Raw genomic sequence first — 16,708 nt, forward strand, 5'->3', positions numbered from 1 at the left:
TAGATTCGTTTATATGAGAACAAAGTTAGTTACTTTTCTAACATATGTGTGCAGTAGTTAATAATAGGGTCTTTAGATGCTTGCCCGTCTCCTAGGTCTAGTTTAAGATGAAGCTTATTTATGAGTTTCATCGAATTGCCGTTGAACTCTGCTTTATCTACTGCTATTGAAATAATTTTCTCCGGAATATTGTGATAAAATGCTCCTGTTTCGGTTTTGCCCTTTTCGCCTATTTTATTTTTATTCCCGTGTTGAATGAAAAAATTGATGAAGTAGTATTTCAATGATTTTTTGAACTTTAGATTTAATAGGAGAGTTTCTTTTTCTTCTGTATTTACATGTATGGTAATTCCATCATTTGTCTCGGATATATTTATATCTGCTTCTATTATTTCATCGAAGCGATGGTATTTTTGGAAGACTGATTTACTTTCGTATGGGGATAGGTAACATACTTTTTTGCCGTCATATTCAAGTATCCAAATTTCAGTCATTCTTTTAAATGTATTAGGAGTATCAGACCAGTTTAAAACCCATACACAATACTCTTTAAACTTGAGTCCGGGTATCATATGCCCCTTAAAAGGTAGTAGTTCCATATGTTTTCTTTTAGTATATAAAGATACAAAAGAGAAGTCAGATTCTGGGTAGTATAAGAATAATGCAGGTTCCCTTGTTTTCTTCGGAAACTATTTCGTACTTAATCTTATTCTTTTCAAGAATGCGCAGAGCGATAGATAAACCTATACCACTGCCTTGTATTTTATTTGTGTTATCTGCCCGATAAAAAGGTTTGCTAATATTGGCTAATTGGTCGGAAGGTATTCCTATACCCTTGTCGGTAATTGACATTGAAAGATTACCTTCTGTTTTAGATAAATGAATATCCACAATGTTTCCCTGAGAGTATTTAACTGCATTTTCTATGAGGTTGAACATTGCCATGAGCAATTGAGTTTTGTCTTTGCTTACAGATAGCAGTTGCTCATCTTCGGGTAGAATATCTACATCGACTTTTATTTTAGAGTCGGGATACCGGTCGGATATCTTACTTATTATTTCCCAGATCAAGTCGTCAATCCGTACTTGTGCCCTAATATCTGAGTCCTCTCTCAGATCGGAAATAACAATCAGGATATTGAGTATTTCCTCTAGTTGATAAATTTGTTGAATAAGTTTGTCCGATAATTGTTTGTATTCTTCTGCTGTACGGTCTTTTATCGAGAATACTTCCAGATTACCAAGTATTGAGGCTAGAGGTGTTTTGAATTCGTGAGATACATAGTTTACAAAATTCTTTTGAATGATAAATGTCTCGGAAAGTTTATCCAAAAGGACATTGAATGTATCCGTTAGGTCTTGCAGTTCATCTTTGGTTTGAGGAGATTCTATCTGAACATCTAAATTTTTGGTTGAGATGTTATTTACCTGATTTATTATCCTTCTAAATGGGCGATATGCTACATGCGACACCCATCTGCTCAATCCTATGATAGTTAGTAAACCTATTATTAAAGCTGCCAAAAGAACCCATAAAAGCTGATTCATCTGCTCGTTGAGATATTCTTTTTTCTTTTTAGTGATAACCACAAAGTCTCCTTGATTGTCTTCGTAGAAGATGCCGTTACAAAGAAATTCATCAGTTGAAAAAGACAATTGTTTTTCCTTACGTATGCGATCGAGTATGTTAATCGGAATGTCTGCGGGTTTAGCTCCGTAGCTAACTTTATTTTCTTCGTTGTATATCTGATAGTACGAATCCGAAACGGCTTCCTCGAATTGCTTTCTTATTTTAGCAAAATCTCTACTGCTTAGCTCGTCTTCTTCCAGATAAAAAAGAGCTGTTATCTGAACCGTTTTTTGCAAGCCTTGATAAATAGATTTTTCTACATTATTGTAATATAAAGCATATATAAGGAGAGATAAGATTGCGAATATCACTCCAAATACAATAGAACAAAATAGGCTTAAACGAGTCTGAACTTTCATAATCTTATTCGTTATGTGTTCTTATCATATAACCTCTTCCTTTAATGGTTTCTATGAGTTTGGTATGCCCTTCTATATCTACTTTGTTACGCAGATACGATATATATACATCTACGACATTGGTGCTCGAATCATAATTGATGCCCCATACGGAATCGAGAATCTGACTACGGGGAAGAACTTTATTCTTATTCTCCATCAAAATTTTAAGAAGCTTAAATTCCTGAAGGGTCAGTTTTATTTCTGTATCGCCTCTTTCTATACGATGTTCATCTATATAGAGTTTCAGATCATCACATTCCAAAATTTCAGAAGGTGTATTGTAATTCAGCTTAGCTCTGCGAGTCAAAGCATTGATGCGCGCAATCAATTCTTTGAAATGAAAAGGTTTTGCTAAATAATCGTCAGCTCCATAATCTAAAGCCTTTACTTTATCATCGGGTTCTCCCAAAGCACTGACTACGAGAATGGGGGTGTTTATCTTCTTGTAACGGGTGTATTGCAGAAGCTCTATCCCATCAATATCGGGTAACATAATATCAAGTAAAATCAAATCCCATTCCCGTTGGCTTATCAGACTTCGTGCATCCGTGCCATTTTCAGCCAGAACAACTGAAAATCCACTCTCTGTAAGTCCTTTAACCATGAACTCACTAATGCGTATGTTATCTTCAACAAGAAGTAGCTCCATAAATAAGTTGCATTATTGTAAGACCTAAAAATAATAATTTTTATTGACCTTAATCTCTTTTCAACCTTTTATCTCGTCTGTAAGCAAAGTAAAACACTTGTGGCAAGACAGTAAACGATAAGAGCATACAAATCAGTATTCCTCCTACGATCATAATTGCCAATGGTCTTTGTATCTCAGAACCCATTCCGGTTGACATAGCTGCCGGAAATAATCCCATCGATCCCATAAGGGCAATCATCAGTACGGGGCGTACTCTGTTGTGTACTGCTTCATCAATAGCCAGTCGGAGATTATGGCTTCTCTGCATTTTACTTTTCATCAATGCGATCAACAGAATACTATCAATTGCCGTTATACCGAATAGGATAATAAAGCCGATTCCTGCCGATATGCCGAAGGTTGTATTCGTTATCCATAGCGATAAAAATCCTCCGATAAAGGCGTAAGGCATGGCACTGGCTGCAATAAGAGTATCTTTTATGGTTCCAAAATTCATATAGAGAAGGAACAAAATAAGAAGTAACGCGGCAGGAACAATTACCATCAAACGTTTGGTGGCTCGTTGTTGACTTTCGAATTCACCTGCCCACTGCATCTTATTTTCAGGTTTCAATTGAACCTTATCAGCTACCTTTTTCTGAGCTTCGGCGATGGTAGATCCTAAATCGCGATCGCGTATGCTGAATCCTACACCAATATATCGGCTATTTCCATCTCGGTAGATAAATGTAGGTCCTGTGATGAATGTTATATCTGCAATCTCTTTTAAAGGAACTTGCTTACCATCCATTGTAGGAATCAGTATATTTCCAATTTTATCCTCATTGTCTCGGTATTCTTTTTGGAAACGGATATTTACATCAAAGGTTCGTTCTTCTTCGTAAAATTTAGTTGCCGATTTTCCTCCAATCGCCATTTCTACTACGGCTTGTGCATCTGCCATAGATACTGCGTAGCGAGCCATTCGCGTTTCATCTAATTTTATTTGTAATTCGGGAAGGCCTATGCTCTTGAAAACGTTTACATCTTCGATCCCTTTAATGTCCTTAATAGAAGCTGCTGTTTGATTGGCTAGGTCTTCTAATTGGTGAAGGTCGTTTCCGAATATCTTGATAACCAATGAGCTTTTTACTCCTGCTACGTATTCTTCAACATTATCCTGTATGGGTTGGCTGAACCCGAAGATTACACCGGGATATATATCGAGCGAATCTTTTATTTCGTTTATAAGATCATCCTTGGTGATCTTTCGATCCCATTCTTTTTCAGGCTTTAATTGAGTATGAAATTCTATATTAAAGAATCCTGTCGGGTCGGTACCATCATTGGGTCGACCTGTTTGTGATAAAACAAACTCAACTTCGCCAAAATTTCTCAGTTTCTTCTTCATCTGTTTGGTTATTTTTACCGACTCTTCCAGATTTACACTGTTAGGTAAAGTGGCACGAATGTAAATTGCTCCTTCGTTCATACTAGGTATAAACTCGGTACCCCAATAACAGAATCTGGCAACACATAGAGATAATAAGATGCAGAAAGCAATAATAGTTCCTTTACGGTATCGTGTACCAAATTCATATATCTTATACAATGTTGATGTAAAGAATCTACTGATGAAATTAGTTCTTTCTTTCAATGGTTTTGTCAGTAAAACTTTACACATTACAGGCACATAGGTTAAGCTAAGGATGAGTGATCCCAGAAGTGCGTATCCTAATGTGAATGCTAAAGGAGAGAACATCTTGCCTTCTACTTTTTGGAACGAGAAGATAGGGAATAAGGCTACAACCAGAATCAATTGGGCGAAGAAAATATGTGAAGCAACGGTTCCTGCACTCTTTTTGATAAGTCCGCTTTTGAGCGTATTTTCATACCTGCCTTGAAGTAAGACGGATCGCTTTTCCATCTCTACAAAGACAATCTCCACTATAACCAGTGTTCCTTCCAGAAGTAAACCGAAATCGAGTGCCCCCATCGAAATAAGATTGGCGGGTAATCCCTGAATACGGAGCATTACAATAGCGAATAAAAACGATAGTGGAATCACTGTGGCTACAATCAGAGTTGTTCGCCAGTTGAATAGGAAAATGAATACTACAATAGAAACCAAGATGATGCCTTCCAGCAAATTTCTGATAACTGTATGCACAGTAGAATCCACTAAAGTTGTACGGTCGAGAAATGGTTCTATTTTGACATTTTCGGGTAATATTCTCTCGTTAAGTTCGGTTATCTTTTCTTTTAGGTTGATAATGACATCGCTCGGATTTTGTCCACGAAGCATTATCACAATACCTTGAACAACATCGTCATCGTCATCAAGACCTACTTGCCCCAATCTCGGTTTGGATGATATATTTACTGATGCTACCTGTTTTACTCGGATGGGTGTACCCCCTTTCACTTCGATAAGTATATTTTCTATGTCCTCTACACTTTCTAGTAATCCTACACCTCTTACAACAAATGCCTGACTTCCTTTCTGTATAATATCTCCACCAACGTTGATGTTGCTGTTCGATACGGCTTCGAATACTTCCAAAGGAGACAAATCGTAATTGTTGAGTTCGGCAGGATTCACTTTAATCTCGAACATTTTCTCCTCACCTCCAAAACTGGCGATACTTGCTACACCGGGTACGGATAATAACTCGCGTTCCACAACCCATTCGTTGATGGCTGCTACTTCTCTGATTGGTAAGTCACTTTTGAGAACATAGCGATAAATTTCGCCTGTTGCCCCTGAAGGTGGTTCAATCGAAGGATCGGCTCCATCGGGCAAATCCAACCCCTGCATACGATTCGAAGCATATTGCTGAGCAAAGAAATCGTCAACATCATCTTCGAATATTACTGTGACTACGGATAATCCGAAAAGCGAGGTAGAGCGTACATCTGCTTTGCGCGGAATAGTGTTCATTTCCCGCATAATGGGGAGCGTTATAAACTTTTCGACCTCTTCGGCACTCCGTCCCTGCCATTGTGTAATAATTCTGACTCGGGTATTGGTTACGTCCGGATAGGCCTCAATGGGCGTGTGTATGTAGCATATGATACCTGCAATAAAAAGTATACCGGTAAGAAATAGTACAAGTATATGATTGCGTAAGGCAAATGCTATTATTTTTTCGACAAACTTGTGCATACTATATAGATAACTAGTAATATTAAATGATATATTTAAAAGCTATAACAGTCTGTTGTTATTATGCTTACCAGAATAGTGAAAAAGGGACGAGACCTTAATCTTTGAGACCTGAGTGTATCAGTAATTGATTCTTTATAACAATGTTTTCTCCTTCCGATACCCCTGAGGTTATATAGGTTACATTGTTATGGTGTCCGCTGAGAGTGACTTCTTTCGATTTGAAATTATCCGGTGATTCTTCAACTACAACATAATAACGATCGTTATCAAAAACCAAAGCTTCTGACGGAACAGATACTAATTTGTTATGGGTCTCATTTTTTAACCTGATTACTGCAGACATTTCAGGCTTTAGGCGTAAGTCTTTATTGGGCATTACTATTCGAGCTTTCAGTACTTTTTCTTCGGGGTCAAATACCTGTGACAGAGAATTTATTTTACCCTGAAATATTTCGCCAGGATAGGAAAGGGTGGTGATTTTCACATCTTGCCCTTCTTTTACAAAAAGCAGATTGCTGGCATATACGTTTGCTGTAATCCACACAGTATTCAGATCTGCAATAATAAAAAGGGGATCGCTGTCGGCTGAGACGGTGCTTCCTGATGAGGCATTTTTGCTGACAATATATCCACTCATAGGGGCTTTAATGGAAAATGTACCACTTCCTTTGTCTGACCCGAATACCGCCATATCAGTTTGTATTTTGCTGTAAGCCGCTTTTGCTTGGCTCAGTTTGGCTACTGCTTCCATCAATTCTTTTTCGGAGAGCATATTATCATCGAACATTGTTTGAGCAGTCTTTAATTCACGCTCGGCAATCTTAACATCCGATTCCAAACCAACCCGTTCCGATTGTAGCGAGCTTAACTCTGTACTTCTGATGTCAAGCAATGTCTGTCCTTTCTGTACTTTATCACCAAGAGAAAAATACGAACGTTCTATAATCCCTCCGATCATAGGTACATAGTTTATTACTTTATCTGGGTCATATTCTACCTTGCCTGTCAAAGTCAACTCTTCTTCCTGGTTGCTTAATAGGGCTTTGGTTGTTTTTACATTCTGAAGAAAAGCTTGCTTGATCTCAGGTTTCCCGTCTGCGTTATCTGCATTTGATTTACTTCCGCAAGAAGCAAGAAGTAGAATTTGTAAAGCAGCAATCGTAAATGTAATCTGTCTCTTTATCATATGTTTTAGTTCTTTCTGTTTTTTGTAATCTTATTTTATTTCAGAGCCCACTGTGTATTGTAGTTCCTCAAATTGTGTATCGACTTTCTTTCTTGCCGAAAGAAGGGTTTCTTTATTCGTTTTATAAGAATCCATAAAGTCTATATATTCAAGCATGCTGATGTTTTTGTTTAATAGATTCTTTGTATATATGGTGAGCATTCCGTCTAGTTCCGATAATAGACTGTTTTCACTTACACGTTTATAGAATCGGTATGCTAAAGCATAATTTCCGAATGCTTCGGCAACTTCGTGCTGTGCTTGATTTTGTTGTAATTCTGCCAAATGAATACTTTGGTCTCTGTTTATGCGGGCGGCTTTTATGTTTCCTTGATTACGATTGAAAAAGGGTATATCGAAACTAACTCCAAAACCAACAAAGTCTTTCCATACACCACCATAGCGGTCGTAATTGGCATTTACTGTAATATCGGGAATGCGCTGTGCTTTTTCATAAGCCAATGACTTTTCGTGATACTGAGTTTGTAATCTGGATGCTTTCACATCAGGGCGATACTCCGAAGCCATAGCTAATAACTCAGCTAATGATAAGTTAGTGGGATCTTGAACCGTTTTTGTATTATCTATTATTTCGATGACAACCGAAGGAGGAACATTAAGCAGAGTTTTAAGACCTTTCTGCTGTTCATTTAGATCTATTTGAGTGTCATTAGCCTCATTTTCCAATTCAAGTAAAGCCGATTGTAACCTGAGTAATTCGCTTTTGGCAATATTGCCCTGTGCTACTTGTTTTTGATAGGCAATGGTTAATTGCCCTAAAGACTCTTCTTGCTGTGCTAAAACTTTTTGGTATGCTTGTAGATAAACTATTTCGTTGATTGATTTTCTGAGTTCAACTTTAAGTCCTCTGAATACTTCTTCAAATTCTTGAATGGCTATTTCTTTAGAGATTTTTTCTTGCTTTACAAGTTTACCTCTTTTTCCTGCTGTCTGGATTAGTTGGCTTAGTTCAACTGAGAATTGCGTGTTTCGGGCAAAAGACCCGAATAGGGGAGGAATAGCTTCTTTCTCACCTTCACGTTGTCTGTCAGTACTCCAAAGGTTGATTTGTCCGACAGATATTTCGGGGTTGTCCCATAATTTAGCTTGTACAATAGCGGCATCTGCGATATCGATATTTAGATGCTCGGCTATAAGTTGCAGGTTTTGTTTTAGGAATAATGCTTCAACCTGTTCAGCTGAGAGCTGTAGCACTTGTGGTTCTTGTGCTTTGATATTTGTCAGGCTGAAAATACTCAGCAGAAGTAATAGATATTTTTTCATCTTTAGGAGTCGATATTTTATTTTGCAAATATATCGTCCTAAGATTAGAGGCGTTTTTGAGGTGTATTAGAAGTTTGTTAAGGCAAGATTAGAATAGGATTAGAAAAGAAACGTTGTGAAATTTAATTACCCCCCCCCCTAAAGGTTGGATGCAACTTTTAGGGGGGAATTAAATTATAAGGACTTTAAGAAAAATATAATTAAATTAGAGCCTTAGCCTCTACTATTAGTGGGTCTACTTGTTTCAGAAGAAGTAGAATTTTCATTTTCGGTGTTAGTCCTACCACCACTCGTGGGTTCTCTAGTAGTAGCCTCATTCATATTTGTATATGTCAATACAATCTTTAATGATGAAATTATATCATTAAAACCATCTCCGTTATATTTTCTGTACGCTTTAACCTTGAAATCAGTAGATATACTCTTTTCCTCACCAGGTTTCATTGGTCCATATTGCCCATCGGTCCAAGCAGTAGAAGCATAGTTTGATATATTTTCACCTCCATAGTTTATGTGTTCCCACATATGCAAAGCTGCTTGTCCTCTATAATTACAAGAGGGAGTCATGTTACCTATAGTCAAAGAGACTTTTGCTAATGATATGTTATCATTATGACCATAAACTCTTAAATCGGGATATAAGGCTAGATCTACATCTTTTGTGGTATCAGAACTAGATATACGAGGAAAATTATAAGTAAGTTCTATTAGCATAGAAGTTGTAGGAGTTAAAAAGCTATCATAATTCTTATATAATCTTACAACTACTCTCATGTAAATTCGTGAATCTGTAGCTCTTAATTGAGGCTTTGATTTTTCAAATTCTAGATATTCTGACTCGTTATCAAAATAAGTAATTTGATTATCATCGCTAACAACTACAAGCTTATTTTCATTCTTACCAAGTTTGTTATAGGTTATCTGTGTTTCATAGTCCAAAATAATTACTGAATCACCTTCTTCATAATATTCAGAAGAATAGAATTTGCCTTTATAGCTAAATTCCATTGTTTTCAACACTGGTTTTGAATCAACAGATTCATTACTAACACTAGTACTAGTGAAAATCTCTCCATCATTCGAACATGATGAAAAAGTAAAAATACATAAAATCAATAAAAATAGATTCTTCATAAAATTTGCATTAAAAAATTGATATAATTACAAATATAATGAAAGTTACTTAAGTTAAAAATAGTTTTATGTATTTGTTAATTGTTATGATGGTTGTGTTAAAAAGTAACGCCTGTAATTTACAGGCGTTACTATATGATTAAATAAAATATGTCTCTTTATTAATATGTAAAGTTGAAGATAAGAGCAACTTTGAAATCGTATTTGACACGAGCTGCAGGATCTTCGAATTTATCCGAAGATTCAATGTAAAATTCAACATTCTTTTTATCATATGATAATGCACAAGAAATAGTTTCAGTAAATGGGATATCATTTTCTATGTATGATCTAATATAAGGTAAAGGTAATACGTTTTCCTTTCCATCGTTATCAAATATGTATATATTTCCTACTGCCATCCCTGCTTCATAATCATTTTTCTGTAATTCGGGAAAAGACACAGATGCTTTATACCGTCCAGTTATAGGATCCCAATTCCATTGATTAGCATTAATTGTTATATTGTCTTTAAGTAACACATATGCAAAGTCTCCTTGAGGATCTACAAAATAAGTGTTTTCCTTAGTACAAGACCCCAACAAAAAAGAAATCGAGAATATTAATAATGCGATTTTAGTCAGATTTAATAATTTTTTAGTCATATAGTGTAATTTTAGTTTAGCTTACTTACTATTACAAACGTATGTAAAAATAGTGAAATAAAAAAGCATTCTTGAAATGAATCAAGAATGCTCCTGTGCTTAAGGGTGAAAGACGGGGCTCGAACCCGCGACCTCCTGAACCACAATCAGGCGCTCTAACCAACTGAGCTACAATCACCATTTTGTTTGCGGTGCAAAGATATATAAATTTTTTACTCAAACAAGACGTTTATGCGAAAAAAATCATCAAAAAAGAATATCCCTTTCTTAGTTGAGGGCTAAGGGTTGTAACTCAGCTTAATCGAATAAATTGAGCTGAATATTTCCTTTGGGCTTATCTGGCTTTTTAGCGTCTCCAAAGACTGTTTTACCTCTGTAAAGGTACGATTCGTCTCTCTCTTTTTGAACGATAGCATCAAAATTATTGTTTGGAGTAAATCCACGCTCCATCTCCTGAGCAATTTTTGATAAGTTTTTAAGAGCATCCGACTTGTCTTTTTCGCCTAAACTGGAAAGATGAACAGCCTTATCGAATATCTCAATAGTTTCGTCATAAATAGTCAATGGAACGGGAAACGGATGCCCGTCTTTACCTCCATGAGCAAAACTAAATCTGGCAGGATCTGAAAATCGTGAGGGCGAACCATGTATAACTTCACTCACCAATGTTAGTGATTGTACGGTACGAGGGCCTACACCTTCCAAAAGTAGTAGTGATTCTATGTCCTGTACATTCGTTTCGTGAGCCAATGCCAGAGCGGCACCCAAACGTTTCAGATTAACATCTTTTGCTTTCACCTCGTGGTGTCGCGGCATTATCAATGATATTTCACGCATCAACTGATCGGGGTTTTCCTTTGTCAAGTCCAGTATACCCGTTTTCAGAGGTCGGGCGTCTTTGTCTGTGAGATTTAGAATTAACCCTTGATTCTTCCCATAAATATAAGAATGTGGCTCTTCGGTAAATGATTTCACATTTTCGGACATCCAGTGATAACGGCGTGCCATCTTTTCATTAGGATTCATACCTTGCTGTATAACTGCCCATTCGCCTTCAACGGTGACTACAAATGAGTGAAGATACAGTTGAAATCCGTCTTGTATTGCCGTATTATCTACTTTAGCGGATAGCTTACTGGCAGTAACGAGTTCTGTACCATTTAGTCCTGTTCGGTTGGCAACAGCTAATAATTCAGTAGGAGTTTGCCGTGAGGCTTTTCCTCTTCCGCCGCAAATATATACACCTAATTCGGCAGAACGGACATTGATGGCTTTTTTTAAAGCATTCATAACCGATGTTGTGATGCCCGAAGAGTGCCAGTCCATACCTAACACACAACCTAAGGACTGAAACCAAAACGGATCACTCAGTTTCTGTAATAGGGCAGTACGTCCATATTCTATGACGATAGCCTCTACAATAGCCCCACCCAGATGGCTCATGCGTTGTGCAAGCCAAGGCGGTACAGTTCCGTAGTGTAGGGGTAAATCGGCATGTCCTCTTTTCATCGACTTAAAATATATGATAGAAGATCCAATACATCATCCCGAAGTTATAACCTGCATGGCAGATTACGGCTCCCCATATTGAACCTGTCATTTCTTTACATTTAAAGAATATCTGACTCGCAATAAACATGCTTGCTACCCAAAGCAGGGCAGGTATAAATAAGAAATCCCATTTACCTAAATTATAGATAATGCCGAAATGGGCTAAATGTGTCAATGCGAATGCCAGACTATCGAATATGGAAGCTTTTTGTTCGCCGTACTTTTCGACAAAGCTGCCATGGATTACACCTCTATATAAAAATTCTTCTCCAATCGGGCTAAAAGTCATACCCGTAAGTGAGAATGTAAGAAATAGTATCAGATTATTAGTTGCTGTTAGTTCGCCTGCCGGAAGGGTATATGATTTTGAAATGTATATAAAGCTATTGTTTATGGAGTCTCCAAATAATAGATTCGAGCTTATAAACATAAAGGAACAAAAGGCTATCCCGATCAGGAAAGAATATAGTAGCCATCTATAATTCTGAGGCTTTTTTATGCCGATGTATTTTCTTCCCTCTTTGTTCAAAAGGATAAACGGTGTAATCCACATAAGCATGAATATGATAGACACCAAACCATAGCTTCCGGAGATATTTGCTTGAAGGACTATGATAAATCGGGGTATACCGAATAGAAGTATCAGTAGAAGACCAAATTTCCAATTGTATGTAAGGAAGTTTCGCCAGAAGGGTTTGAGTATCGATTTATCCATCATTTTCAAATTATAGCCTATACAAATATAGTAGTAAAATCGTTCTGATTATATCTCTTTGTTCTGATATTCTTAGAATATGAGATCATAGGCATTGTTAACTATTTACGACTGTCTTTTACAACTATAAATAGTTATGGTTGTTATATCTATTAAAGCTTCAAAAAGGTCTGTGGCTTTAAAAACGATTAATTTATTTTTATATTCGCTTAAAGCTAGTTATTTTTGCACCAATGAAGCCAAAACAGAAATTGACGGCTGCGATTCGCACCAAACAAGCAAACTTTTCATTGAGTGATGAAGAGTATAATCTGATATCTTTATATATGAAAAAGTATAAGATATCCAATAAATCGCGGTGGCTGCGAGAGACTGTATTGGCTCATGTTCTCAAAAATCTGGAATTGGATTATCCCACCCTTTTTGGTGAAAATGAAATGCGCCGATGACAGCAACAGCTATACTTAACGATGAGTCCTTTATGCGTCAGGCTATTAATGAGGCTAAGTATGCGTACGAGAAAGACGAAGTGCCTATCGGGGCGGTTGTAGTGTGCCAGAACCGGATTATAGCCAGAGCCCATAACCTCACCGAGACATTGAATGATGTAACTGCCCATGCCGAAATGCAGGCTATAACAGCCGCCGCTAATGTATTAGGCGGAAAATATCTCATTGATTGTACTCTCTATGTAACGGTAGAGCCTTGCCCTATGTGTGCAGGTGCTTTGGGGTGGTCACAGATTACGAGAATTGTATACGGGGCAGCCGATCACAAAAAGGGTTATTCGATGATCTCCCCTAAGTCATTACATCCTAAAACCACGATCGTATCAGGTGTCCTTGAAAAGGAATGTGCCCAACTGATGCAAGACTTCTTCAAAAGCAAACGGGATCGAAGACCCTTTTGAGGCTCCGCATTGCATCCAGCGACTCAATGAAATAATACAAAAGGGGCTGAGCCGCCCTTACCTTATAAATACCCAATCATCACCATTGGATAAGGAAGGAGAGAACGAATACCCTTCGGTATCGAAATGTTTTAAATCTTCGATGGTTGTAATCTGATTTTGAATTACAAAACGACTCATCAAGCCTCTTGCCTTTTTTGCATATACTACTATCTGCTTATAGCCTTTAGGAGTGTCTTGTTTGAAAGATGGTGTAATAATGCGTACCTTCTTGCCAAGAGCTTTCTTGTCGATTACTTTACTGTATTCATTCGATGCCAGATTGAGCCAGATATTTCCATTGGCTTTAAGTTGCCTAGCCAGATATTCGGTTAAAGTCTTTCTCCAATAAGCATATAGATCGGCTCCTCTGTCATTAACCACTTTGGTGTGCATCTCCAAACGATAAGGATGTATAATGTCAAGAGGTCTTAAAGCTCCATATAATCCCGATAAAATAGTGAGGTGTTTTTGTGCGAACTCCCAATCGCTGTCGGTAAATGTTTTACTGTTTAAGCCAAGATATACCATTCCGTTGTAACCCAAAGCAGCTTGCTTTTTTTGTGCCCTTCCGATTCCGAAAGATTGCACATACTGATAAACATCGAGTGTTATCTTAGGATTGATATTCATTAGTGTACCTATTTCATTGGCTGATAAATCTTTCAGTATATCGTTTAAATAATGGGCATCTTTTTCGAATAAAGGTTTTGTTTTTTTCTCAATGGTTGCCGGACTCTCAAAGTCCAATATCTTGGCTGGGGAGATTGTTATTATCATAAGTTTCTATTTTTCTTTACTACAAATATAACTTCTTGTTTCTTATCAGCCAAGTAGGTCTCATGCCTTTCATTTTTTTGTGTAGGGGCAGACCTGTGTGTCTGCCGCGAATTGGGTGAACACACACAGGTTCACCCCTACAAATAAATGCTCTTTATTTTAACAAGCTGAATAAGAATTCCAATCCTCCATCCAATCTGTTTTTAACCTGAATCTCTCCTTTGTGAAGTAATACGGCATTTTTTACAATAGACAATCCAAGCCCTGAGCCTCCCGAATCTCGGGTACGCCCTTCGTTTACACGGTAGAATCTCTCGAATAAACGACCCAGATACTGTTCGCCTACACCAACTCCTGTGTCATAATAGGAGAAATACACATATTTCTCGTCTTTCATATAGTTGTTGATGTGTATTTCGATATTTGCTCCGCCATAGTTTACGGAGTTATCCATCAGATTGCGGAATATCGAGTACAGCAAGGTGTAATTACCGTGTATAACCAATTCTTTATCTACGGAAATAGAAAGAGCAATGTCATTTTCCTTTAGCTTACTGGCCATATCTATTCTTAGCTCATCCAATAGAAGGGAAAGGTTTACCGGTTCCATCACAAATTGTGCAGGAGCTTCTTCTATTTTACTGATAAGGCTCACGTCCTCTATCAGATTGGAGAGGCGTATCGATTGGAGATAGGCCCGGCTTATAAAGAAGGCTTGCTTATCTTCGGGCAGATGCTGTTCGTTTAAAGTTTCAAGATAACCACGTAAGCTTGTAACAGGAGTTCTCAGCTCGTGTGCAATGTTGTTGGTCATTTCCTGTTTCAAAAGACGGTTTTTCTCTATTCTTGTTATATCTCTGATCGTAATCTCGAACGATTTATCATCAAAAACGATAACCTGTATCGAAAGAATTTTTCCACCGACTTCGTACTGTGATGCAGAATAATTCTGATCTTTTCTTCTGTTGTTTAAGAATTCCAATACGGGTTTAAATGCCTCGTTCTCGAATAACGAATTTACGTCAAACGTGGGGTGGGTGGCTATAAGATTTACAAATTGAATGAAATGTGTATTGGCATATATTTTCCGGAATTCAGCCGTAAATATACACAAGCCGACTTCCGAATATTGGAAATGCTGGATCAGCTTTTCACGTTCTATTTCTACATTGCGTTTACTGTTTTCTATTTCATTGAATATGTGTACCAGTTCTTTACTGATGTCTCCCAGCTCATCATCCGGAAATTTAGTGTCTTCGGGCAAAGGTTTACCCTCTTTTATTCTTGAAGTGAAGTCTTTTAGTTTAATAATGGAATTCTCGAAGCGGGTTGCAGCTATATTTACTAATATCAATATAATAATAAATAGTGTTATTACGATGTATATAAATAAGTTATCAGCTTGAAGCGAACTTTGAGTTTCTACATTATAAGGCAAAGCAACCCGAATGAAATACGTTTGAAAGTATTTTGCATAATACAGGTATTCGTGTTGCGTAGAAGACGACATGCGGATATTTGCTCCGAAATCCTGATATTGGGCTTTTCTGACTTCGGGACGGTTGAGGTGATTGTCTAAAGTCTTCAGATCGGAAACATCTTTGTCGTAAAGCACATTCCCCTCTCCGTTTATAATAGTGACCCTTATGTCTTTAGGTAGAATTTTAATTAATTCATCGACATGTGCCATATTGCCGTCTCCCGATTGATTCAGAGCAATATATTGATGGATAATCTCCACATAACCATCGAGTTTCGATTCGAGAGCTTCCGTTCTGTATTTTTTTTCCTGCTTTTGCTCTGATATAATAATACATATCGAAAAGATGGCAAAAAGGATTAGCATGAATCCGAATATCCGTTGTTTGTAATTTAGTTTCATATCGTTTTATTTGTAGGGTAGGGCTTGTTCCACCCGTTAATTTTATAAAAATAAGTACACATTGGTTACACTTACTATACATTAAGTTATACAATAAAGTGACAATTATGCCTCATTTGTATACTTTTTGTCACTTTTTCAAACGTTTGATAATGAGTATGTAATGTCTAAAAAGGTTACAAAAGTTACAAAAGTAACACTTTTTGAACTGTTTCTTTTTCAGATACTGTGTAATTTGAAAATATGACGTTAAATGCTCTCATTTACTTATAGATAGATAAATATGCAAATAAGTAACTCGAATCAGTAGTTTTATTATATAAAATGCTCTTTTAAGTTATTAATTTCCTACGCGCAATCAAAGATTGTTTGTTGTAGGGGCATTTTTCCGTTATATTTTGCTTTTCGGGTGTATGCAATACGCCCCTACAACGAACAGATGCCTCACCCCCGAAGTTAATGTCGGCTTTGCTTACGCCCGTCAGGCTAGCGACCTTGCCGGTTGCACGGGGTACCCGATGTGGGAGGAAAGCGTAAAAAACAAAAAGATATCAGACTCAAACGTATTTTTTTGTTTTCGCTTTCGGAGCACCTATCGGGTCGGGCAAAAGGCACAGTCTTGATCTTTTGTTTCGTTTTGCATCAAGGCAAAATGAAAGACAAACCCGATAGGGTGCGTCAGTAAAAAAGAGCGTTTATTACTAACAATTCAA

The 16,708-nt window shown here is 37.2% G+C and carries 15 protein-coding genes and 1 tRNA gene; 3 read left to right on the plus strand and 13 right to left on the minus strand.

Annotation, left to right across the window (positions count from 1 at the left end; all coding sequences use genetic code 11):
- Positions 1-29 precede the first annotated feature (29 nt).
- The 11 genes from CLV62_RS03265 to CLV62_RS03315 form a co-directional block, all read right to left on the minus strand.
- Complete coding sequence (locus CLV62_RS03265) at positions 30-599, minus strand: hypothetical protein (protein ID WP_110309366.1); 570 nt, start codon at positions 597-599, stop codon at positions 30-32.
- A gap of 37 nt (positions 600-636) precedes the next feature.
- Entirely contained in the window at positions 637-1,989 is a 1,353-nt protein-coding gene (locus tag CLV62_RS03270; protein ID WP_110309367.1) for a HAMP domain-containing sensor histidine kinase, read from the minus strand.
- A 4-nt stretch (positions 1,990-1,993) separates the two neighbouring features.
- Entirely contained in the window at positions 1,994-2,680 is a 687-nt protein-coding gene (locus CLV62_RS03275) for a response regulator transcription factor (protein ID WP_110309368.1), read from the minus strand.
- A 49-nt stretch (positions 2,681-2,729) separates the two neighbouring features.
- Entirely contained in the window at positions 2,730-5,828 is a 3,099-nt protein-coding gene (locus CLV62_RS03280) for an efflux RND transporter permease subunit (RefSeq protein WP_110309369.1), read from the minus strand.
- Positions 5,829-5,925: 97 nt separating this feature from the next.
- Complete coding sequence (locus CLV62_RS03285; protein WP_110309370.1) at positions 5,926-7,017, minus strand: efflux RND transporter periplasmic adaptor subunit; 1,092 nt, start codon at positions 7,015-7,017, stop codon at positions 5,926-5,928.
- Positions 7,018-7,047: 30 nt separating this feature from the next.
- On the minus strand, positions 7,048-8,340 hold the full coding sequence (locus tag CLV62_RS03290; RefSeq protein WP_110309371.1) for a TolC family protein: 1,293 nt from the start codon (positions 8,338-8,340) through the stop codon (positions 7,048-7,050).
- 213 nt (positions 8,341-8,553) lie between these two features.
- Positions 8,554-9,474, minus strand: coding sequence for a hypothetical protein (locus CLV62_RS03295; protein ID WP_146212691.1), 921 nt, complete (start codon positions 9,472-9,474; stop codon positions 8,554-8,556).
- A 161-nt stretch (positions 9,475-9,635) separates the two neighbouring features.
- Complete coding sequence (locus CLV62_RS03300) at positions 9,636-10,118, minus strand: hypothetical protein (protein ID WP_110309373.1); 483 nt, start codon at positions 10,116-10,118, stop codon at positions 9,636-9,638.
- Positions 10,119-10,221: 103 nt separating this feature from the next.
- Positions 10,222-10,297 (minus strand) — tRNA-His (locus tag CLV62_RS03305).
- 118 nt (positions 10,298-10,415) lie between these two features.
- Complete coding sequence (locus CLV62_RS03310; RefSeq protein WP_110309374.1) at positions 10,416-11,627, minus strand: DUF763 domain-containing protein; 1,212 nt, start codon at positions 11,625-11,627, stop codon at positions 10,416-10,418.
- Between the two features lie 4 nt (positions 11,628-11,631).
- Complete coding sequence (locus CLV62_RS03315; RefSeq protein ID WP_245903988.1) at positions 11,632-12,387, minus strand: CPBP family intramembrane glutamic endopeptidase; 756 nt, start codon at positions 12,385-12,387, stop codon at positions 11,632-11,634.
- Positions 12,388-12,617: 230 nt separating this feature from the next.
- On the opposite strand from CLV62_RS03315, the gene CLV62_RS03320 reads away from it, so the two are divergent.
- Positions 12,618-12,833 (plus strand): hypothetical protein, encoded by a 216-nt coding sequence (locus CLV62_RS03320; RefSeq protein WP_110309376.1) that lies wholly within the window; start codon positions 12,618-12,620, stop codon positions 12,831-12,833.
- Entirely contained in the window at positions 12,830-13,294 is a 465-nt protein-coding gene (locus CLV62_RS03325; RefSeq protein ID WP_110309377.1) for a nucleoside deaminase, read from the plus strand. Before CLV62_RS03320 ends, CLV62_RS03325 begins: the two co-directional genes overlap by 4 nt.
- A gap of 57 nt (positions 13,295-13,351) precedes the next feature.
- Here CLV62_RS03325 and yaaA read toward each other — a convergent pair whose 3' ends face one another.
- Both yaaA and CLV62_RS03335 read right to left on the minus strand, forming a co-directional pair.
- Positions 13,352-14,113: a peroxide stress protein YaaA gene (yaaA, locus tag CLV62_RS03330; RefSeq protein ID WP_110309378.1), complete on the minus strand. Its 762-nt coding sequence runs from the start codon at positions 14,111-14,113 to the stop codon at positions 13,352-13,354.
- 154 nt (positions 14,114-14,267) lie between these two features.
- On the minus strand, positions 14,268-15,995 hold the full coding sequence (locus tag CLV62_RS03335) for a sensor histidine kinase (protein ID WP_110309379.1): 1,728 nt from the start codon (positions 15,993-15,995) through the stop codon (positions 14,268-14,270).
- Positions 15,996-16,408: 413 nt separating this feature from the next.
- Here CLV62_RS03335 and CLV62_RS21655 point away from each other — a divergent pair, with 413 nt between their 5' ends.
- Positions 16,409-16,618: a hypothetical protein gene (locus CLV62_RS21655; protein WP_170120007.1), complete on the plus strand. Its 210-nt coding sequence runs from the start codon at positions 16,409-16,411 to the stop codon at positions 16,616-16,618.
- Positions 16,619-16,708 lie beyond the last annotated feature (90 nt).

Origin of the sequence: Indolivaga alginatilytica (genome assembly GCF_003201355.1) — a bacterium.
Taxonomy (GTDB): Bacteria; Bacteroidota; Bacteroidia; order Bacteroidales; family Dysgonomonadaceae; genus Dysgonomonas_A; species Dysgonomonas_A alginatilytica.